Source organism: Corynebacterium sp. TUM25015 (genome assembly GCF_056393505.1).
The window spans coordinates 1,261,271-1,281,316 of the sequence record NZ_CM150783.1 but is presented as its reverse complement, the minus strand read 5'-3'; the positions used below and the strand labels follow the sequence as shown (position 1 = coordinate 1,281,316).

The following is a 20,046-nucleotide window of genomic DNA, read 5'->3' as shown; positions in this document are numbered from 1 at the left end:
CCCGCCTACATCTCGAGCGCCGCCCGCAACACTCCCGCCGCTTCGTCCAGCGCTCGCCCCGCATTGCGCCATACGCCCGTAGAATTCACGAAAGGGTGGATCAAGCCGGGGTGGCGTCGGAAAGAAACCAGCACACCTGCCTTCCGCAGCTTCTCCGCGTAGGCCGCACCTTCGTCACGCAGCGGGTCGAACCCAGCGACGGCAACATAGGCGGGAGCCAGACCGCTCACATCGTCAGCCAGCAGCGGAGAAACATCCGGATCCCTACGCTGTGCCTCGTCAGTCAGATATTGATCGCGATACCACTGCATATGCGCATGAGTAAGGAAGTACCCCTTGGCGAACTCGCGATGACTAGGGGTATCGAGTGTCGAAAGGTCCGTCACCGGCACAAAAAGCAGTTGCGCCCGCGGCTGCTCCATCCCTTCCCGCTTGCGGCGCAGGCACACCACTGCGGCGAGGTTGCCTCCTGCCGAATCGCCGCCGACGGCCACCCTTTTCTTATTGACGCCCTTAACCTCCCCCACCATCGCCGCTTCAACCACGGCACAGCAGTCGTCGGGCGCGGCGGGGAAAGGATGTTCCGGAGCCAGACGGTAGTCAACGGAGAGCACAGCCACGCGGGCTCGTTCACAAAGCCAGCGGCACGTGGAATCGTGGGAATCGAGGGAACCGACGACCCAGCCGCCACCGTGGAAGTACACCAGGGTGGGCAGTTCCACTTCCGGTGAGGCCGCGCCGGTGGGTCGATAGTGGCGGACTCGCACACCGCGGATATGTTCCTCCACAACCGAGCCGACGGAGGGCACATGCCCGCCACCCAGGTAGGCGGAACTCTCCACGACCTCGCGGGTCTTGTCTACTGGTTGCTTGGAGTAGTCATCGGGGTGGATCAGGTTAAGGGTCAGGATCGACGCACGGACATCAGCATCCAGGCGATCACCCTCGGAGTTGGTGCGAGTGCCCAGCACCCGCAGAATTGGTTCCGGAATCCCCGGCAGCAGCCACCCGGCGCGGGCGGTGAGCTGGCTGAACAGAGACTGTTGGAGGAGCTGGGAGTGGACCGGCGCGGGGCGGTCGGTGTGGTCGGTGGGATCAGTGCGGTAAGTGGGGGCTGTCATGCCTAACATAAAACCACCCGACCAACAGGCCGGGTGGCAATATGCGCAAAAAAGTTTGGTTCGTGAAACTACAGCAGGCCAGCAGCCTCTACCGCAGCCTTTTCTTCCTGCAGCTCCTTCACGTTCGCGTCGATGCGCTCCTGCTGAGCCGGGCTGATCTCCAGACCCTGCACGATTTCCCACTCACCGTTAACGGAACGGCAAGGGAAGGAGAACACGAGGCCTTCTGGAATGCCGTAGGAACCGTCGGAAGGCAGTGCGACAGAAACCCAGTCGCCCTCAGGAGTGCCGTTCACCCAATCGCGCATGTGATCCAGTGCGCCGTTAGCAGCAGAGGCTGCGGAGGAGCGTCCGCGTACCTCGATGATCTCCGCACCGCGCTTGGCTACGCGCGGAATGAACTCTTCATCGACCCAGGACTCGTCCAGCTTGTCAGCAATCTTCTCGCCGTTCAGGGTCAGCTCGGCCACGTCGGGGAACTGGGTGGCGGAGTGGTTACCCCACACGATCATGTTCTTCAGGTCACGTACGGCCACTTCTAGCTTCTCCGCTACCTGCGCCAGACCACGGTTGTGATCGAGGCGGGTGAGGGCAGTCACGCGGCGTGGGTCCAGCCCCTTCGCATGAGCGGCAACAATGGCGGCGTTGGTGTTCGCCGGGTTACCAACCACGATCACGCGCACATCATCGGCTGCGTGCTCGGCGATGGCTTTGCCTTGTGGGCCGAAGATCTTGCCGTTAGCAGCCAGAAGGTCAGCGCGCTCCTCGCCCTTCTGGCGTGGCTTGGCGCCCACCAGGAACACCGCGTTAGCTCCCTTGAAGCCTTCGTTGATATCCGAAGTGATGGTGACCTCGCCCAATAGCGGGTAGGCGCAATCCGACAGTTCCAGGGCTACCCCACGAGCTGCCTGCACACCGCTCTCGGTCTCCAACAAACGCAGGTTAACCACGCGATCGCCGAATACTTCACCTTTGGCGATACGGAAGAGCAGGGAGTAGCCGATCTGGCCGCCGGCACCCGTAACGGTGACAGTGACGGCGTTCTGGTTATTGGTGGTCACGCGGGGCTCCTTAAGAGTGTTTTTGAAGATGTTCTCTAATCCCTTCCCACTGTAATAACCCACCCGGACAGCTGCAGGACTCGTTCTACTCGGCCCTGTAGAAGCACCGCGAACCACCCCCGCACGTGCCAGTTTTCGGTACACGTCGCTGCAATTTCACCCCCTTCACAGATAAACTATTCAGGTGCAAAACAAGCCCCACCTCCCCGCCTCTGCGGCCTGGTATGGACTCGGCGACAAGCAGTACATCCAGGCCATGAACGCCACCGTAAACATCGCTGTGCGGGTCGGTGCTGCCTTTACTCCCCAGCACTTGGCCACCATTGCGCAGGCAGCCCGCCTGTCGCCAACGTGTGAGTTGCTCAGTTCCCCCGATCGCCTTTTCGAAGAAGCGCTACGCTATGCACATTCTTCCATCTGGCCAGTGCCGCTCAATGGCTACGACAATCCGGAGATGGATCGCTCTCCCGTTCGTGAAATGCGAAACCTGGTCGGCGCGACGTACACCCGGTTTGCCACTCACCCCAATGCGGTGCGCCTCATTGTCGCGGAGAACCTGCTAGGTGATCCGCAGCTCGTACACCGCGTCGGCGTATTGGAGGATTCCCCTGTCGTGCTGCACATCGATCGTGTGCTCATGCGTGGCCACGATATCGGCGCCTTCCGCAGTGGAGTGTCCGCGGAAGATACTTATGTACTGATCACTTCGCTATGTTCTTTCGCCGTCACCCAAGGGGCGACCTTCCACGCTCTCTACGGCATGGATTCCAACACTGCCGATAATGAGGCTGGACTGCAAAGGCTTACCTGTGACGCGGTTATTGCCTTCCTCACCACCACGATGCCAACGACCCAGGGCACGTCCTACACCCACGCGTCCCATTCTTCGGTGCTCGGTTCTTCCGTTGCCGCGTCCCTGTACCGCGATTGGCGGGACGAGGATGGGGAGGGCGATGACGCCCCCTCAGCGTCATCGGACCTCTATCACGACTAGGCGCTCTTCTTATCCCGCTTCGCCACTTCTTCATGGCTCAGCCGCGTCGGCTCTGCCTCGCCTCGTGCGCAAGCGCCGGTGATGATGACCTCACCGGTTTCTTCATCCTCTGGGATGCTGAACATAGTCGGCAGCAACAGAGTCTCCATGATGGAGCGCAAGCCACGGGCTCCGGTTTCGCGGGCTAGAGCCTTCTGTGCGATCTCCTGGAGTGCGTCCTCCTCAAAAGTCAGGCGCACTCCATCCATCTCGAACAGACGCTGGTACTGGCGTACCAGGGAGTTCTTCGGCTCGGTCAGGACGCGAACCAAAGCTTCCTCGTCCAGGTGGCCGACGTGGGTCAGCACCGGCAGACGACCAATCAGTTCAGGGATCAGGCCGAACTTCACCAAGTCCTCCGGCTCCACAAATTGGAACGGATTCGGGTCTTCCTCAGACTTTGCGCTGATCTCCGCACCGAAGCCCAGTCCCTTCCTGCCGCGACGCTCGGCAATGACGTTCTCCAGCCCGGAGAATGCTCCAGCAACGATGAACAGCACGTTCTTGGTATCGAACTGGATGAACTCTTGGTTCGGGTGCTTGCGCCCACCCTGTGGTGGTACAGCGGCAACAGTGCCTTCCAAAATCTTCAGCAGCGCCTGCTGCACTCCCTCGCCCGAAACATCTCGGGTGATGGACGGGTTCTCCGACTTGCGGGAGATCTTGTCTACCTCGTCGACGTAGATGATGCCACGCTGTGCCTTTGCTACATCAAAATCAGCGGCCTGCAAAAGCTTCAGCAGAATGTTTTCTACGTCTTCACCGACATAGCCAGCTTCGGTCAAACTGGTGGCGTCGGCAATGGCGAAAGGCACATCGAGCATGCGGGCGAGCGACTGCGCCAGATAGGTCTTGCCCGAGCCAGTAGGCCCCAGCATGAGAATGTTGGACTTCGCTAGCTCCACCTCGTCGTCAGAGCGACGCGCCGCAGCGTTGGACTCTTCCACCTGGATGCGCTTGTAGTGGTTGTACACAGCCACAGCCAGGGTGCGCTTGGCTTCGTCCTGGCCGATCACATAGTTATCGAGGAACTCTGCGATGGCGGCAGGCTTCGGCAGCTTTGCCGACCCCTCAGTGGGGTCGACTGCAAGCAGTTCCTCTTCGATGATCTCGTTACAAAGCTCGATACATTCATCGCAAATGTATACACCAGGGCCGGCAATCAGCTTGCGAACCTGTTTTTGGCTCTTTCCACAAAAAGAGCACTTCAGGAGCTCTGCGCTTTCAGGCATGTGGGTTATCAGGCTTTCTTGGATAGGGGAACTTGGGGGACAGCTAGGTTAGCACCCTCATAGGCCTTCAACTCTACAGCGCCACGCCGGATTCCCCGAGTAACCCGCGACTCCGCGGGTCACGTCGTCCCCTATCCCAATTCACTTCAGCGCGATCTACTTCTGCGCCGAGAGCTTACGGTAGTCGAAAACCTGATCGACGATGCCGTATTCCTTGGCCTCCTCGGCCGTCAGGATTTTGTCGCGGTCGGTATCAATGCGCACCTGCTCGGCGGACTTGCCAGTGTGACGAGCCAGCGTTTCCTCCATGAGCTTACGCATACGCTCGATTTCCTTAGCCTGGATCTCCAGGTCGGAAACCTGACCCTGTACCCCACCGGTGGCGGGCTGGTGAATCAGCACACGGGCGTTGGGCAGAGCCGCGCGCTTGCCGGGGGTACCGGCTGCCAACAGCACTGCAGCTGCACTGGCAGCCTGGCCAAGGCATACGGTCTGCACGTCCGGACGGACGTACTGCATAGTGTCGTAGATCGCCATCAGGCTGGTGAAAGAACCGCCGGGAGAATTGATGTACATCGTGATATCCCGATCGGGGTCAAGCCCCTCCAGTACCAACAGCTGCGCCATGATGTCGTTAGCGGAAGCATCGTCGACCTGAGTACCCAGGAAGATAATGCGTTCCTCGAACAGCTTGTTATAGGGGTTGGATTCCTTCGCGCCGTAGCTGGAGTGCTCCACGAACGACGGCAGGATGTATCGCATTTCTGGCATCTGCATCTCTGACATGTCTTAGCTCTCCTTCGCAGAGGTGATGACGTGGTCGACGAAACCGTATTCCTTAGCCTGCTCCGCGGTGAACCAGCGGTCACGGTCGGAATCCTTGGTGATCTGTTCCACCGTCTGGCCGGTGAACTCCGCAATCAGCTCCGCCATTTCGCGCTTGGTGTAAGCGAACTGCTCCGCCTGGATGGCGATGTCGGCTGCGGTGCCACCCACGCCTGCGGAAGGCTGGTGCATCATAATGCGAGCGTGCGGCAGAGCATAGCGCTTACCCTTCGTACCTGCGGAGAGCAGGAACTGCCCCATCGACGCCGCCAGGCCCATCCCGTAGGTAGCGATGTCGCACGGCGCGTACTTCATCGTGTCGTAAATTGCCATGCCCGCGGTGACGGAACCACCCGGGGAGTTGATGTACAGGCTGATGTCGCGCGTCGGATCCTCTGCGGACAGCAGCAGAATCTGGGCGCACAACTCGTTGGCGATGTCGTCATCAACCTGGCTGCCCAGGAAGATAATGCGCTCGCGCAGCAGGCGCTCGTAAACCGAGTCTCTGTGATTGGGGTTTTCCGAACTCAACTTCGCTCCTTGCAGAAAGTATGACGAAAGTTCACTTTTGTATGCGCCCCAGCCTAGTCACACCCATGGGCAAAACGGGTGTCCTGGCGGGGTTGTTCGCTGTCAGCGCACGGCAGGCCGCGGGTCGCCAACCGCAGAATAAAGAAAACCGCCGGAACCTCAGAGAGGTCCGGCGGGAAAGGAAACTATTTAGTCTTCCTTCTTCTCCGCTGCCTTCTTGGTGGTCTTCTTGGCAGTGGACTTCTTGGTGGTCGACTTCTTAGCCGTGCCCTTCTTGGCAGTGGACTTCTTGGTGGTCGACTTCTTAGCCGTGCTCTTCTTGGTGGTCGACTTCTTAGCCGTGCTCTTCTTGGCAGTGGACTTCTTGGTGGTCGACTTCTTGGCAGGAGCCTTCTTCGGCTTCTCTTCAGCCTCCTCAGCCTTCTCGGCATCAGCCTTGTCAGCCTCTACATCACCGAAGTACTCCTTCGGATCCACGTCAGCGCCGTCGGTATCCTTCACGGTGGTCTTGGCAATGTTCAGCGCCAAAGCCTTGCCACGGCGAACATCAGCAAACAAGCTGCCCAGCTGGCCTGCCTGCTGTAGCTGCATAATGAACTGGTTCGGATCCATGCCGTACTGGTTTGCAGTGAAGGCGATGTGATCCATCAGCTCTTCCTGTGAAACCTCTGGCTGCTCAACATCAGCAACGGCATCCAGGAAGAGCTGGGTACGTACGGAATCCTCGGCAGAGCTGCGAGCGTCCTCTTCGAACTTCTCGCGGGTCATATCCTGGGCGGCGAGCATGGACTCGAAGACCTTCTCATCGCCACCGAACTGCTGAATGATCTGCTGAATCTGAGCGTCGACCTGATCCTTAACAACAGCCTCAGGCAACTCGAACTCGGTCTTCTCCAGCGCTGCGGCCAGAACCTTATCGCGGATCTCGCCAGCCTGGGTGTTCTTCAGCTGTTGCTCGACCTGTCCCTTTAGGGACTCCTTGAGCTCTTCCAAAGTGTCGAACTCGCTGGCCAGCTGCGCGAAGTCATCGTCCAGCTCCGGCAGTTCGCGCTCCTTAACGGAATCGACCTTGACGGTAACCTCTGCCTCTTCGTCGGCGTGCTCGCCAGCGACCAGCTTGGAGGTGAAGGTGGACTCTTCGCCAGCCTTCATACCAACCAGGGCATCATCCAGTCCCTCGATCAGAGAATCGTTACCAACCTCGTGGGACAGTCCCTCGGTAGTTGCCTCGTCAACAGCCTCGCCATCGATGGTGGCGGACAAGTCGATAGAGACGAAGTCGCCCTTCTTCACGGCACGATCAGCCGGCTTCAGGGTGCCGAAGCGAGCCTGTAGGTTCTTCAGCTCCGCATCGATGGCCTCGTCATCAGCCTTCAGCGGCGCAACCTCAACGGAGATGTCAGAGAAGTCCGGAACCTCAATCTCCGGGCGAACATCAACCTCAGCAGTGAAGGTAACGTGCTTGCCATCCTCCAGCTCGGCGATCTCGATCTCCGGCTGGCCGAGAGCCTTCACGTCGTTCTCCTCGACAGCCTGGCTGTAGCGAGAAGGCAGCATCTCGTTGATGACCTGATCCAGGACAACACCACGGCCCAGGCGAGCTTCCAGAATCTTCGCCGGAACCTTGCCCTTGCGGAAGCCAGGCATGTTTACCTGCTGCGCGAGGGTGGCGTAGGCCTTGTCGAACTCTGGCTTAAGCTCCTCGAATGGAACCTCAATCGTGAGCTTGGTGCGGGTGGCGCTCAGCTTTTCTACAGAGCTCTTCACGAATGCACACTCCTGTGTATTGATAGCTTCTTGGGCGCCACGGTCGTCATTCGTCTCGCAGCACCTATACGGTCGGTGCCCAATTTTATAGAACCAATGGCGAGCGCAACACGCGGGGGTCAGTTTTCCGCCCTCCCCAGCCGAACCTCCAACCAAAACCCCAGCCGAAATCTCTACGGAAAACTCAACAGATCAAAAGCTCGCAATTCCCCCAGCCATACAGCTCGCGAGCACCATTCCGCCACTTCACGGCACCGAGCCGGAAGGTGGCGTCACCAACAAAAAGGGTGAAAATAAAAAATGTCGGGATAACAGGATTTGAACCTGCGACCCCTCGCTCCCAAAGCGAGTGCGCTACCAAACTGCGCCATATCCCGATTCTGAACATCCCACGGAGACGGCACCTATAGGCGCACGCACACACGCGAACGTTGCGCCCGTTACTTTACTGTCTACAGACCGAGAAATACAAAACGGCAGCTCCCCTGTCATCGCGACCATGCGCAATGAAAAGAGAACTGCCGAAATTTTGGAGGGAATGACGGGAATCGAACCCGCGTCTTCAGCTTGGAAGGCTGAGGTATTAGCCACTATACGACATTCCCATTGCGAACTCGCCTGCGAAGTTTACAAGAAATCTGCCACGCAGATCTACTCCGCCAGCGGGTTTCCGCTTCGTCAAGTGATGTTACACCATACCCCCCACTGCCCTGCAAAATCATTTGAAAATATGGCCTTCAACCTGCGTTGTTGCGGGGGTATGCAGGTGTAGAAGAACAACATTTCCAATTGTGGGCAGCATCCTAGCGGAGTAAATTCTAGTTTTATGGAACCAATTATTGTGGACAAGAAAACCGGCACGGAGCTCTGGACCGCATCACAGTGCGCTGAGTTTTCCGGGACCGCACGTGGCACCTTTACCAGCTACGCAGGACGTGGCCGCGCACCGCAGCCAGCGACCAAGTACCACGGACTCACGCTGTGGGATTCCAACATTGTGAAGGAATGGCAAGCAAAACGCGGTGGCGCACCGATCGAATCGGACGCCACCGCGAATAATTAAAAGTCCAGTTTGTTACTAGTTTTCTGGCAGCGCAGGAGCCTCACCCGTGCGCTCGTACTCAGCCAGGATGTCGATGCGGCGCTGATGGCGCTCGGCCTCCGACCACGGCTGGGAAACAAAAGCATCCACAATCGCCAGCGCCTCCTCCTCGGAGTGCATGCGACCGCCCAGCCCGATGAGCTGGGCGTTGTTGTGTTCACGGGCTAGTTTGGCGGTCTCCACGGACCAGGCGAGGGCGCAGCGAGCCCCCGGAACCTTGTTCGCGGCGATCTGCTCGCCATTTCCAGAGCCGCCGAGCACGATGCCCAAAGAGCCCTCATCTTCCACCACGGACTTTGCCGCTGCGATGCAGAAGGCCGGGTAGTCATCGTTGGCGTCGTAGGTGTGGGCGCCACAGTCCACAACCTCAAAGCCCTTGGAGTTCAAGTGATCCTTAATCACGTTCTTCATCTCAAAACCGGCATGATCTGCACCTAGGTAAATACGCATGGTGCCCAGTTTAGCCGGTCAAGACGTGCGGGCTGCGCCTTAGCACTGCACCTGCACTACACCAGCGTCGCACGAGCGCTACTACAGCACTACTCCGCTACCGGCGATTCGGTGCGGGAACGCTTCAGCTCAAAGAAGTGCGGATTTGCTGCCAAGGTCACGGATGCGTCGAACAGCTTGCCAGCCTCTTCGCCACGCGGGATGCGGGTGATCACCGGACCGAAGAAGGCCACATTACCCAGCTGCACCACCGGAGTACCTACTTCATCGCCCACCAACTCAATGGCTTTGTCCTGCGACTCGCGCAGCTGTGCCTCGTACGAGCCCTCCTCGTCGGCACTTAGGTGTCCGTACTTCGCCAGGTCTGCGGGCAGCTCAGCTTCCTCCAGAGATTCGGCAATAAGCTCGTCGTAGCCATGCGGATCGGTCGCGTCCGCACGCTGTTCATTGTGGATCTTGGTGCCCATTGCGGTGTACCAGGCAGAGAGCTTCTCCGGGTGGTTCTGCCAGATTGCTGTAGCCACGCGCGCCGGCGCCCAAGCAGCGTCCATTTTCTCGCGGTAGTCCGGATCCAGATCGCGCCCCTCGTTCAGTACGGAAAGGCTCATCGGCTGGAATTTGACCTCCACGTCGCGCACCTCCTGTACCTCAAGCAGCCAGCGGCTAGTTACCCAGGCAAAGGGGCAAATCGCGTCGAAGAACATGGTCACGGTCTGTGTTTGTGTTTCAGTCATGTCACCCACTCTAACCATCTAGCGCCATCACGCGCCGGAGTTGTCCGGGCTGCCTACTAGGGTGGTTTGCATGAGTTCCATTAACCTAACCCGTACTGAAGCCGAGCACCGCGCAAGCCTCATCAGCGATGTTCACTACACCATCCAACTCGACCTCACCGGCGGCGAGCAGCCCGATAACAAGCACTTTCGCTCGCTGACGCGCATCAGCTTCACTTCTGACGCCGGGTCTACCTTCCTCGACCTGCGCGCTGACTCGCTGCTGCGGGCAGAGCTCGATGGCGAAGCGCTCGGTGGTTTTACCTATGACGCCGCAGCGGGGATTCCGCTGGAAGGCCTGTCCAGCGGCCAGCACGAGGTAGTAGTAGAAGCGGAGATCCCCTACTCCAGCACGGGCCAGGGCCTGCACCGCTTCTTCGACCCCAGCGATAACCAGGCCTATATGTACACCCAGTTTGAAACGGCGGATGCCAAGCGGGTCTTCGCTTGCTTCGACCAGCCGGATATCAAGGCGACGTATGACGTGGAGCTGACCACTCCCGCCGAGTGGACTGTGGTGACGAACAATGAGATTGCTGTGGAGGAGGTTGAGGGCGTCCAAAACAAGCAGCACAGGGCTAGTGTGGACTACCTGTTGTCTACCTACCTCATTGCGTTCTGCGTTGGACCGTGGCACGTGGTGCGCGACGAGTGGCGCGGCACGATCACTGAGCACCCGGAGACCGTAGAAGCGTTGAGCAACAATCCGCTGGGTGAGAACCTCCAGACCAGCGGGGAAATTCGAGTACCTCTCGCGCTATTCTGCCGTCAGTCGCTGGCGGAGTATCTGGATGCCGATGAGCTTTTTGAGGTGACGAAGCAAGGCTTCGACTACTACGCAGATAAGTTCGGCATTGGCTACCCGTTCTACAAGTACGATCAAATTTTCTGCCCGGAGTACAACATGGGCGCGATGGAAAATGCGGGTGCGGTGACGATCCGCGACGAGTACATCTTCCGCTCCGCGGCCAGCCATTACCAGTACGAGCGCCGTGCGGATACGATCCTGCACGAGCTGGCGCACATGTGGTTCGGCGACTTGGTGACGATGAAGTGGTGGGATGACCTGTGGTTGAACGAATCCTTCGCTACTTGGTCTGCAGCCATGAGTCAGGCCGGCGCGACGAAGTACGACACGGCGTGGGTGACCTTCAACAGCAAGGAAAAAGCCTGGGCATATGCGCAGGATCAGCTTTCCTCTACCCACCCAGTGTTCTCCGATGCAGGCGATATTGAGACGGTGGAGGCCAACTTCGACGGCATCACCTATGCCAAGGGTGCCAGTGTGCTGAAGCAGCTGGCGGCGTACGTGGGGCTGGAAGAGTTCTTTGCGGGCATCCGCGCGCACTTCGCCTCTCACGCCTGGGGTAATGCGACGTTTGCGGATCTACTGGGGGCTTTGGAAAAGGCGTCGGGCCGTGACTTGTCCGATTGGTCGAATCAGTGGCTACGCACCACGGGCATTAATACTCTCACCCCGGCCTTCGACGTGGCCGACGGATCCTACAGCTCCTTCGCTGTAGAACAGTCGGGCGCACAGCCCGGCGCGGGTGAGACTCGTACTCACCGCATTGCGGTAGGTATCTACAACTTTGATGACGCTGGCGCTTTACAACGCACCAAGCGGGTGGAGTTGGATATTTCCGGCGAGCGCACCGAAGTGCCGGAGCTGGTTGGCGTCACTGCCGGTGACATGGTGCTGGTTAATGACGACGACCTGGCCTACGGCAACATGGCGCTGGATGAGGCGTCACTGACCACAGCGATCGGAGGCGAGGAAGTGCCGAACATTGCCCGCATTGCCGATCCGATGGCACGCGCTCTGGTGTGGTCTGCTGCCTGGCAGATGACGCGCAATGCGAATATGCGGGCACGTGACTTTATCCGCCTGGTCGCCGGTGGCGCGGTGGAGGAAACGGAGCTGGCAGTGTTGGAGCAAATCCTGGCTCAGGCACGCTCGGCAGCTGAGAACTATGCGGCCGCAGGTTGGACGGATGAAGGCTGGGCGCAACTGCGCGAGGCTTTCCTGGCTGCGGCGCACAAGACTAGCGGCCCGGCGCAATTGGCATTTGTCCGCGCGTTCGTGGGCTGTGTGCACTCCGCAGAGTCGGCTTCTGTTCTGCGCGCACTGCTGGGCGAAACTGGCGCATCGGAAGACAATGACGAAACGATCCCTGGGCTCAACGTGGACCAGGATCTGCGTTGGGCAGTCATCATTGCGCTTACCGCTGCTGCCCGCGCCACTGGAGAATCCACTGCACAGGTAGAGGCGCGCATCGCCGCCGAAGAGTCCAAGGACAACTCCTCCAGTGGTGCAGCATTGGCGCTGCAGGCCCGCTCCTCCATACCGGATGAGCAGACTAAGCAGCAGGTCTGGCGTGCGTTGACCGTGGAAGCGCCACAGCAGAGCAACCTGAGCCTGCGCCACCGCAACGCGGGCCTTGTGCACGTCGGCCACGGCGACCTGCTGCAGCAGTTCAGCGAGGATTACATCGCCCACGCCGTGGAGTACTGGAAGTCACTGAACTCGGAGATGGCGCTGCGCACCCTGGAGGGAATCTACCCCACTTGGGATCACAGCGAATCCACGGATGCCGCCATTGCCGAACTCATGCAGGCGGAGGACACCCCGAGTGGTCTCCGCCGCGTGCTTTCCGAGGGACGCGACCGAGTGGCTCGCGCCAAGGCCGCTCAGGCTTTCGACGCGAAAGCTCACTAGAAGGCTCGCGAAAGAATCAAAGGATCAGTAACTGGGCGGTTCACGCTCTACAAACAGATAAGGTTGAGGCATGACTTCTAGCTTCTACGACGCTGTTGGTGAGGAAACGTTCCGCGCCATCGTGCACGAGTTCTATCGCCAGGTTCGCACCGACGATATCCTCAGGCCGATGTACCCGGAGGACGACCTCGAGGGCGCCGAAGATCGCCTGCGCTGGTTCCTGGTGCAGTATTGGGGCGGCCCTGCAGAGTTCAACGCTCGACGCGGCCACCCTCGCCTGCGGATGCGCCACGCCCCTTTCCGCATCGATACGGCTGCCCGCGACCGCTGGCTTGAGCTCATGGGCAACGCCTTGGCCACCATCGACCGCGAGCAACTGCCCGATGAGCACCGGGCGGCAATGTGGGATCACATGGAAAGAGTCGCGCACATGCTGGTGAATACCCCTGACGAGGTCTAAGGATGCTAGCCGAGCTTTCCGCCGAAACATTTTCGATCCTCGCGGTGGGGTCCTTCGTTGCAGGGACGATCGATGCCATCGTCGGCGGAGGCGGGCTGATCCTCATTCCCCTGATTCTGATCGTCGCACCAGCAACACCCGAAGCCGCAGCAATGGCAACGAACAAACTTGCGGCTGTTTTCGGAACTTCATCTGCCGTCGCTCGCATGCTGCGGGCATCCGATATTCGCCAGAAAATCGACCGCAAACTGGTGGCGTTTGGGGTGCCGCTCGCTTTCGCCTGTGCGGCGTCGGGTGCGCTCTTGGTATCGATGCTGAGCTCCGAGGCTCTAAGGCCTCTGGTGATCTTCCTTCTGCTGGCAGTCGGAACATATGTTGCCCTCAACCCCGGCTTCGGTAAACCTCAACATGCATCGGCACAGAACCGCCACCGCTGGCTCGTAGGACTCTTCGCAGTCGGAATTATCGCCACCTACGACGGTTTCTTCGGGCCGGGCACAGGCACGTTCCTGATCATCGCGTTCACGGCACTTCTCAGCAAATCCTTCGTGGAGTCTGCCGTCCTAGCAAAGATCATCAACATCGCCACCAACTTGGGAGCCCTTACCGTATTCGCCATCGGCGGCCACGTGATCTGGCTCTTCGGTCTAGCCTTGGCGGCCTTTAACGTAGCCGGAGCACAAGTCGGAGCACGTCTTGTGCTATCCAAAGGAACGGGCTTCGTACGCATTGCATTGCTAGTTATCGTCGTAGTTATGAGCATCAAATTGGGCTACGACATTTACGCCGGTTCCTAGCCGCCTAAGTCTTCGCGGTCTTAGCGCGGTCCGGGAACCCGCGCCAGCCCACCAGGTCGTGGCGCATATACGCTTCCTACCAGCGCGTCAATGCGGATCCAACTCCCACCGGCGCTCACGCGAACGAAATCATAATCCCGCAGCTTTTCCCCCGGCTCTGGAACCAAACGCAGGCCGCCGAGTGCCGCGATGGTTCGGCCTTCGAGTGCGACGGAGGTGGCGGCGTCGCTACCGTCCGAGCGTTTCACCGAAAGAACCTGCTGTTCCAGCAGGCTACGGGCGATGCCCATGGGGCCAGAGTTCGCTTCATTTTCCGCTGCCATATCCGCGTGCAGTGTGCGCACCACGCTTCCTGGCACCGTGTCGATCAGCTCAAACCCCTGCTGCGGAGGCAGCGACCCCATCCACATCAAATCCATGTCCGCGCCCAGGTCCAGGAGCTGCTGGCCGGGTTCAAAAGCAACGATTGCCCCCAGTGCCTCGCTGGCATAGGCCACGGAGCCTGACTTACCCGCGCCGCCTACCTGCCCTGGTACACGCACAGAAACAACGCAGCCTAGTGGCGTCGAAATAAAAAGATCCGTCGACCGCTCCCCCACAGCACCTAAGCGCACGAGCGCACCCGGATCCATCACCAGCGCGCGCTTCGTCACTGCGCCTGCGCGCCGCATGGCGCTCACCGCCGCGGTCGCGGATCGCGAGTCAACTATTCCCTGCAGATCGATTGTGACGCCCATAATTCCCCCACCTTAACCCCTCCCCCAGAGCCAAAGCTCGCATAGGTGAGTAGCGCAACATCTAGCGGCGCACTAACGATCAGCTAGTAGCGGGCAGCGGTGGCAGCTTGGCTGGTGACGACTTCCTCGTCACCGGGAATGAGGAAAAGATTAAGGTTGTGGATGTCCTGCTCATTCCATTCGCGGGACTTGCCACTCATCACGTCGATTCCCACCATCACGGCATCGATAGTGCAGGTCACTCGCCCGATGGAATCCTGGATTACCTGGCGCATTGTGCAGGACTTACGTCCCACGCCGATGAAGTAGGAGGCGACGGCCACTTCCGATTCCCCCGGCGACAGAGGGTACGGGTAGTCGATGGTGGTGTGGCGCGCGAACATCGGGGGAACCGCTATGTCCATCTCCATCAGCACGTCTTTGAGGAAGACCATTCGCGCGTCTTGGCCAAATTCCAGGTATTTTGCGTTGTTGACGTGCTGGTATTGGTCGAAATCGGACCACCGGAGTTCGCGGTGGCATGTGTGCCAGCGAGTCCCGGTGGGCTCGTGGTCGATGAAGGGCATTGCGTTTAAAACCTCGCTTTGAACCTCACAAGTAACTTTTGTTTCGTGAACCAATCTTGCCACACCCTTCACATTGGTTCACGTTGTTACACGGTTTTAAGCGAGGAAAACACCTAGCGAGTCAGCTTGCGGTGCGTCACGCGGTGCGGGCGTGCAGCCTCCGGGCCAAGGCGATCGACCTTGTTCTTCTCGTAATCCTCGAAATTGCCCTCGAACCAGTACCACTGCCCCTCGGCAACGTTGCCTTCCCAAGCCAGGATGTGAGTACAGGTGCGATCCAGGAACCAGCGGTCGTGCGAGATGACCACGGCACAGCCAGGGAACTGCTGCAAAGCGTTCTCCAGGGAGGACAGGGTCTCAACATCCAAGTCGTTAGTCGGCTCATCCAGCAGGATCAGGTTGCCTCCCTGCTTCAGCGTTAGCGCCAGGTTCAGGCGGTTACGCTCACCACCCGAAAGCACCTTGGAAGGCTTTTGCTGATCCGGCCCCTTGAAACCGAATGCGGAGAGGTACGCGCGGGAAGGCATTTCATTCTGGCCAACGTGGATGTAATCCAGGCCGTCAGAGACAACCTCCCAAACAGTCTGCTCGGGGTCGATGTTCTCGCGGTTCTGATCCACGTAGCTCAGCTGCACGGTGGAGCCGACCTTAACCTCACCGGAGTCCGGCTGCTCCAGGCCGACAATTGTCTTAAACAGGGTGGTCTTACCCACGCCGTTCGGGCCGATGACGCCCACAATGCCGTTACGCGGCAGGGTGAACGATAGGTCCTTGATGAGGGTACGGCCGTCGAATCCCTTGTTCAGATCCTTGACCTCGACAACCTGGTTACCCAGGCGCGGCGGGGTCGGGATCTGAATCTCTTCAAAGTCGAGCTTCTTGTACTGCTCAGCCTCTGCAGCCATCTCTTCATAACGCTGCAGACGAGCCTTGTTCTTCGCCTGACGGGCCTTCGCGCCGGAGCGAACCCAAGCCAGCTCTTCCTTCAGGCGCTTCTGGAGTTTGGCGTCCTTCTTACCTGCAACCTCCAGGCGCTTGGCTTTGGTCTCCAGGTAGGTGGAGTAGTTGCCCTCGTACGGGTACAGCTTGCCGCGGTCGACCTCACAGATCCAGCCGGCTACGTGATCCAGGAAGTAGCGGTCGTGGGTCACGGCCAGGACCGCACCCTTGTAATCCTTCAGGTGCTGCTCCAGCCACAGCACGGACTCGGCGTCCAGGTGGTTAGTGGGCTCGTCCAGCAGCAGCAGGTCCGGCTCGCTAAGCAGTAGCTTGGCCAGCGCCACGCGACGACGCTCACCACCGGAGAGGTTAGTGACAGGCGCGTCGGCCGGCGGGCAGCGCAGTGCGTCCATCGCCTGCTCGATCTTGGAATCCAGCTCCCACGCATCTGCAGCGTCGATCTGCTCCTGCAGAGTCGTCATCTCTTCCATCAACTCATCGGTGTAGTTGGTGGCCATTTCTTCGGCGATCTCTTCATAGCGCTGGCGGATCTCGAAGATCTCACCCATGCCCTCTTCGACGTTCTGGCGAACGGTCTTTTCCTCGTTCAGCGGCGGCTCCTGCATGAGGATGCCCACGGTTGCGCCGGGATCCAGGAATGCCTCACCGTTGGAGGGCTGATCGATGCCCGCCATGATCTTCAGGATGGAGGACTTACCTGCACCATTCGGTCCCACTACGCCGATCTTGGCGCCGGGGTAAAACGCCATCGTGACGTTATCCAGAATGACTTTGTCGCCGTGCGCCTTGCGCACGTTCTTCATGGTGTAAATGAACTCGCCCACGGTGAACTCTTCTGACCTTTCGTGGTTAGTGTCCCAATGTATTCGCCCACCTAGTGTACGTGGTGCCACCGCGGAAAGGCCTACCTGGGCTACTCCCCCGAGCAGCCCAGGTCAGCTACGCTGCCAAACGCCTAGAAAGGCGTTTTCTCTTCCCCTTCCCGTTCCTCCATGCCGGTGGTGGCCGCACCAACTCCCACAAGTTCCTTGGCGACTTCCTTGGTGACCTCTTGTTCGGCGTTCTTGGCCGCGTTTTGTTCCACCGCCTTGCGAACGTTCACCAATACATTGCGAGCTCCCAGATCCGGCCCGACGTGCGTCGCGCGCACACGCAACACACTGCGGGTCACCGTCTTACCGTCCTCCCCGCTGGCTTCCCACGTGCTCTGGACGATGCGCCCGACCACGATCACGGACATTCCTTTGCCCACTGTCGCGATGACATTGTCCCCCAACGTGCCCCAGCACTGCACTTCCATGTAGCACGGGTCGCCGTCTTGCCACTGTCCATCCGCGCCTTGAAAGCGATGGTTCATTGCCACGCGGAATGTCGTCAACGTCGGCCCGCCGTCGAGCCCCCTGAATCGAATCTGTGGGTTATCTACCGCGTTCCCCACCAGATATGCCTGTGCCAGATTGTTGCTCATCCGACTAGTCCCCTTCCTAATTGCCGCACCGGAGCTTGTTCCCCAGCGCGTGACTCTTATTGATAGCGCGTCGAGGACTTTTTCTTTTTCTTTGTGACGCCACCCTGTGGACAACTCCACTCACGCCCAGGGCTTATCCACAGGCTGAAAGGAAGGGGGTTGACAGTCTGCGACTGGATATGCGTTAGTCCGGATCCTGGTTCGTCTGCTCTTGTGCTGGCTTGTGCTGGGCCTTGTTTTTCGCCTTGTGCTTGGCAGAGTGCAGGGTGCTTTGAACGTCCTGATCGTGGTAATCATCGCCGTAGTAGGCACGGTTACCGGTATCGATTTGACCGGTGGAAAGTCCCGCCAGCATTGCGTTGTAAGCTGCCAGCTCTTCATCCCCAGTACGCTCCTCCTTGCGATCGAAGCGCTTGGCCTCGCGCCGGTCGGAACGTAGCCACTGGAAGCCGTGAGCGATGGAAACGATAAGCAGCGGAATCTCTCCCAGCCCCCAGGTGATGCCTCCGCCCAGGAACTGTTGGTGATCGAGGTCCACTGGGAACGGGAAGTCCAATTGGCTGTAGAAGTCCGCGTTCAGCGGCTCGGAGATCTGCATCATCGCAATACCGAACCATGCGTGGAAGGTCACCATTGCAAACAGGGTCAGCATCTTGATGAAGGGCGAGAGGTGCCGCGGTGCGGCATCTACGCCGATAATCACCCAATAGAAGATGTATCCCGAGATGATGAAGTGCAGCATCATAAACAAGTGCCCGGCGTGCTCAGGCGCGATGGCGTCAAAAAGCGGCGAGAGATACAGGTAATAGAAGCCGACAACGAACTGCGTACCGGCGACGATAGGGTTCGTCAAAAAGCGCGAGACAGGGTTGTTGATGAATACAACCAACCATTCGCGTGGGCCGGCCACACCGTTTCGTCCGGCAGCGGGCAGGGCGCGTAGCAGCAATGTCATGGGGCCGCCGAGAACCCAAAATACGGGCACGGCCATGGAAAGGATCACGTGTTGAAGCATGTGCGGGCCAAACATTGCCATGGAGTACATGCCCAGACCGGAGCTGGTGGCGAACAAAAGGGTGATGTTGCCGACAGACCACCAGATGAGGCGCTGGATGGGCCATTCGATACCGCGCTTCTTGAGGCTCAACCAAGCCCACATGTAACCCGCCTGGAGGATGATCGCGCCCACACCGAAGACGAGATCCAGGCGGAACATGGTGAAGTAGCGCCAGATCGACGGCGGTTCGGTGAGCGTGTAGCCGAGCAGCACATCCTGCTGGGTGAGGTTTACTACCTGCTCGATGGGCGGCGGAATGCGCCCCAGCGACACGGCGATGCCGATGGTGGCGGCCATGATGAAGATTTCCAGGGTGGCGAAGCGGATGAAGGGTGCGCGTTGGGCGCTGGTGGTCTTGCCGCCTTCGCCTTCGCCGTCGTGGAGTTTGGGGATGATGTGGGAGCGCTGCACCCAGCCGAACCAGCCGAGAATCAGGGTCATCACCATCTTCGATACGATGACCAGGCCATATTGGGTGGTAAATAGCTCGTCCAGGTGTACGCGCAGTAGGGCGTTGATGAACCCGGACAGTGCGACGGCGATGATGCAGAACAGAGCCAGGAAGCTGTAGCGCTGCACGATGAGGGCCAGGTGCGGGCCGCGGCGTTTCGCGTGCGCCAGCAAGGCCAGCAGGCCACCTACCCACAGTGAGACGCAGATGATGTGCCAGAGCAGCGAGTTAACGCCGTAGTCATGGTTACCGCCCGCCGCGGAGTGCCCCTCCAGGGCCAGCGGGATAAGCGAGAGAATAGACAGCACCAGGAAGATCGGCTGCCAAATCCATTTGCGCGTGAGCAGTGAAAGCCCACCGGCCACACCCGCAAAGATGGCAACCCAGAGCCAGGCCTTCGACGCCGACACCTGTTCCAGCGCAATCCCCCAGTACTTGGGCTTTAGCACCTCGTTGAGGGGGCTGCCGGAGATGTCCGACATGTACATCGGAATCAGCAGCAGCGATAGGAGTGCGAAGCCGATCATTCCCCAGGTTCCCGTCCGGGAGGCACGAAAGCCATCAAGGGTGAGATATCCCTGCTTATCGGCGGGCGTGCCAAAGGCAGCCATGAGGAACCCGCCAAGGCCAAGGCAAGCAATGAAGATTGCCGCACCGCGGACGAAAGGAAGACCAATGGTGGTCAGCGGACCGGGGTCCGGGATGCCTAGCAGAGCGAGTGATTCGCCGAGGAAGGAGTAACCGATGGCGGCGCCGAAGCACCCGGCGACGAGAGCGCCGATAAGGTACACGAGGCCGGGGTTGCCCAGCTTCGCGGGCTGGGTCGGGGCTTGCGCGGGCTTCGCTTTGGTTTCCGTCTGCGCGGCCTTGGCTTCCGCTGTTTGCTTAGCTTCCTGATCTGCCGGGGAGGACATGTTTGGAACCTTACCCTCCGGT

18 protein-coding genes and 2 tRNA genes are annotated in these 20,046 nt (G+C 59.4%); 5 read left to right on the top strand and 15 right to left on the bottom strand.

All coding sequences use genetic code 11. From position 1 onward, the window contains the following. Positions 1-5 precede the first annotated feature (5 nt). On the bottom strand, positions 6-1,121 hold the full coding sequence (locus AC06DS_RS05850) for an alpha/beta hydrolase (RefSeq protein WP_477100192.1): 1,116 nt from the start codon (positions 1,119-1,121) through the stop codon (positions 6-8). Between the two features lie 68 nt (positions 1,122-1,189). Continuing rightward, positions 1,190-2,182: a malate dehydrogenase gene (locus AC06DS_RS05845; RefSeq protein ID WP_477100191.1), complete on the bottom strand. Its 993-nt coding sequence runs from the start codon at positions 2,180-2,182 to the stop codon at positions 1,190-1,192. A gap of 184 nt (positions 2,183-2,366) precedes the next feature. Between AC06DS_RS05845 and AC06DS_RS05840 the strand changes: the two genes are divergently transcribed. Further along, on the top strand, positions 2,367-3,176 hold the full coding sequence (locus AC06DS_RS05840) for a hypothetical protein (protein ID WP_477100190.1): 810 nt from the start codon (positions 2,367-2,369) through the stop codon (positions 3,174-3,176). On the opposite strand, the gene clpX is transcribed toward AC06DS_RS05840, so the two are convergent. The 6 genes from clpX to AC06DS_RS05810 all read right to left on the bottom strand — a co-directional run bounded on the left by clpX (position 3,173) and on the right by AC06DS_RS05810 (position 8,175). After that, the gene (gene clpX / locus AC06DS_RS05835; RefSeq protein WP_473964089.1) at positions 3,173-4,447 is read right to left on the bottom strand and encodes an ATP-dependent Clp protease ATP-binding subunit ClpX; all 1,275 of its coding nucleotides are present in this window, start codon (positions 4,445-4,447) and stop codon (positions 3,173-3,175) included. The genes AC06DS_RS05840 and clpX overlap by 4 nt on opposite strands. Positions 4,448-4,603: 156 nt before the next feature. Then, entirely contained in the window at positions 4,604-5,233 is a 630-nt protein-coding gene (locus tag AC06DS_RS05830; RefSeq protein WP_005296507.1) for an ATP-dependent Clp protease proteolytic subunit, read from the bottom strand. Between the two features lie 3 nt (positions 5,234-5,236). Next, entirely contained in the window at positions 5,237-5,803 is a 567-nt protein-coding gene (locus tag AC06DS_RS05825; RefSeq protein WP_293791439.1) for an ATP-dependent Clp protease proteolytic subunit, read from the bottom strand. A gap of 189 nt (positions 5,804-5,992) precedes the next feature. After that, positions 5,993-7,570, bottom strand: coding sequence for a trigger factor (tig, locus tag AC06DS_RS05820; protein ID WP_477100189.1), 1,578 nt, complete (start codon positions 7,568-7,570; stop codon positions 5,993-5,995). Between the two features lie 303 nt (positions 7,571-7,873). Continuing rightward, positions 7,874-7,947, bottom strand: a tRNA-Pro gene (locus AC06DS_RS05815). Between the two features lie 153 nt (positions 7,948-8,100). Continuing rightward, positions 8,101-8,175 (bottom strand) — tRNA-Gly (locus AC06DS_RS05810). A gap of 221 nt (positions 8,176-8,396) precedes the next feature. Here AC06DS_RS05810 and AC06DS_RS05805 point away from each other — a divergent pair. After that, positions 8,397-8,633: a hypothetical protein gene (locus AC06DS_RS05805; RefSeq protein WP_448307371.1), complete on the top strand. Its 237-nt coding sequence runs from the start codon at positions 8,397-8,399 to the stop codon at positions 8,631-8,633. Between the two features lie 15 nt (positions 8,634-8,648). Here AC06DS_RS05805 and AC06DS_RS05800 read toward each other — a convergent pair whose 3' ends face one another. Together AC06DS_RS05800 and AC06DS_RS05795 are read right to left on the bottom strand one after the other, a co-directional pair. After that, complete coding sequence (locus tag AC06DS_RS05800) at positions 8,649-9,122, bottom strand: ribose-5-phosphate isomerase (protein WP_293791442.1); 474 nt, start codon at positions 9,120-9,122, stop codon at positions 8,649-8,651. 89 nt (positions 9,123-9,211) lie between these two features. Continuing rightward, positions 9,212-9,874 (bottom strand): mycothiol-dependent nitroreductase Rv2466c family protein, encoded by a 663-nt coding sequence (locus AC06DS_RS05795; RefSeq protein WP_476728446.1) that lies wholly within the window; start codon positions 9,872-9,874, stop codon positions 9,212-9,214. Positions 9,875-9,926: 52 nt separating this feature from the next. On the opposite strand from AC06DS_RS05795, the gene pepN reads away from it, so the two are divergent. The 3 genes from pepN (at position 9,927) to AC06DS_RS05780 (ending at position 13,871) form a co-directional block, all read left to right on the top strand. Then, positions 9,927-12,614, top strand: a complete 2,688-nt coding sequence (gene pepN / locus AC06DS_RS05790) for an aminopeptidase N (RefSeq protein ID WP_477100188.1) — start codon at positions 9,927-9,929, stop codon at positions 12,612-12,614. Between the two features lie 70 nt (positions 12,615-12,684). Then, complete coding sequence (locus tag AC06DS_RS05785) at positions 12,685-13,074, top strand: globin (protein ID WP_293791445.1); 390 nt, start codon at positions 12,685-12,687, stop codon at positions 13,072-13,074. Positions 13,075-13,076: 2 nt separating this feature from the next. Beyond that, positions 13,077-13,871, top strand: coding sequence for a TSUP family transporter (locus AC06DS_RS05780; RefSeq protein ID WP_477100187.1), 795 nt, complete (start codon positions 13,077-13,079; stop codon positions 13,869-13,871). Positions 13,872-13,891: 20 nt separating this feature from the next. Here AC06DS_RS05780 and AC06DS_RS05775 read toward each other — a convergent pair whose 3' ends face one another. The 5 genes from AC06DS_RS05775 to AC06DS_RS05755 form a co-directional block, all read right to left on the bottom strand. Continuing rightward, a complete protein-coding gene (locus tag AC06DS_RS05775) occupies positions 13,892-14,608 on the bottom strand; it encodes a DUF8185 domain-containing protein (protein WP_477100186.1) in 717 nt (238 codons plus the stop codon). 83 nt (positions 14,609-14,691) lie between these two features. After that, the gene (locus AC06DS_RS05770) at positions 14,692-15,174 is read right to left on the bottom strand and encodes an acyl-CoA thioesterase (protein WP_473964097.1); all 483 of its coding nucleotides are present in this window, start codon (positions 15,172-15,174) and stop codon (positions 14,692-14,694) included. Positions 15,175-15,287: 113 nt separating this feature from the next. Then, positions 15,288-16,958: an energy-dependent translational throttle protein EttA gene (gene ettA, locus AC06DS_RS05765; RefSeq protein ID WP_293791449.1), complete on the bottom strand. Its 1,671-nt coding sequence runs from the start codon at positions 16,956-16,958 to the stop codon at positions 15,288-15,290. 131 nt (positions 16,959-17,089) lie between these two features. After that, positions 17,090-17,602, bottom strand: a complete 513-nt coding sequence (locus AC06DS_RS05760; RefSeq protein WP_477100185.1) for a single-stranded DNA-binding protein — start codon at positions 17,600-17,602, stop codon at positions 17,090-17,092. A 184-nt stretch (positions 17,603-17,786) separates the two neighbouring features. Next, positions 17,787-20,024, bottom strand: coding sequence for a bifunctional copper resistance protein CopD/cytochrome c oxidase assembly protein (locus tag AC06DS_RS05755; protein ID WP_477101187.1), 2,238 nt, complete (start codon positions 20,022-20,024; stop codon positions 17,787-17,789). Positions 20,025-20,046 lie beyond the last annotated feature (22 nt).

Bases quoted from the DNA above. Each gene is read 5' to 3' on its own strand.
- AC06DS_RS05850 (WP_477100192.1), bottom strand. From the start codon at position 1,121: ATGACAGCCCCCACTTACCGCACTGATCCCACCGACCACACCGACCGC.
- clpX (WP_473964089.1), bottom strand. From the start codon at position 4,447: ATGCCTGAAAGCGCAGAGCTCCTGAAGTGCTCTTTTTGTGGAAAGAGC.
- AC06DS_RS05830 (WP_005296507.1), bottom strand. From the start codon at position 5,233: ATGTCAGAGATGCAGATGCCAGAAATGCGATACATCCTGCCGTCGTTC.
- AC06DS_RS05805 (WP_448307371.1), top strand. From the start codon at position 8,397: ATGGAACCAATTATTGTGGACAAGAAAACCGGCACGGAGCTCTGGACC.
- AC06DS_RS05800 (WP_293791442.1), bottom strand. From the start codon at position 9,122: ATGCGTATTTACCTAGGTGCAGATCATGCCGGTTTTGAGATGAAGAAC.
- AC06DS_RS05795 (WP_476728446.1), bottom strand. From the start codon at position 9,874: ATGGTTAGAGTGGGTGACATGACTGAAACACAAACACAGACCGTGACC.
- pepN (WP_477100188.1), top strand. From the start codon at position 9,927: ATGAGTTCCATTAACCTAACCCGTACTGAAGCCGAGCACCGCGCAAGC.
- AC06DS_RS05785 (WP_293791445.1), top strand. From the start codon at position 12,685: ATGACTTCTAGCTTCTACGACGCTGTTGGTGAGGAAACGTTCCGCGCC.
- AC06DS_RS05780 (WP_477100187.1), top strand. From the start codon at position 13,077: ATGCTAGCCGAGCTTTCCGCCGAAACATTTTCGATCCTCGCGGTGGGG.
- AC06DS_RS05775 (WP_477100186.1), bottom strand. From the start codon at position 14,608: ATGGGCGTCACAATCGATCTGCAGGGAATAGTTGACTCGCGATCCGCG.
- AC06DS_RS05770 (WP_473964097.1), bottom strand. From the start codon at position 15,174: ATGCCCTTCATCGACCACGAGCCCACCGGGACTCGCTGGCACACATGC.
- AC06DS_RS05760 (WP_477100185.1), bottom strand. From the start codon at position 17,602: ATGAGCAACAATCTGGCACAGGCATATCTGGTGGGGAACGCGGTAGAT.
- AC06DS_RS05755 (WP_477101187.1), bottom strand. From the start codon at position 20,024: ATGTCCTCCCCGGCAGATCAGGAAGCTAAGCAAACAGCGGAAGCCAAG.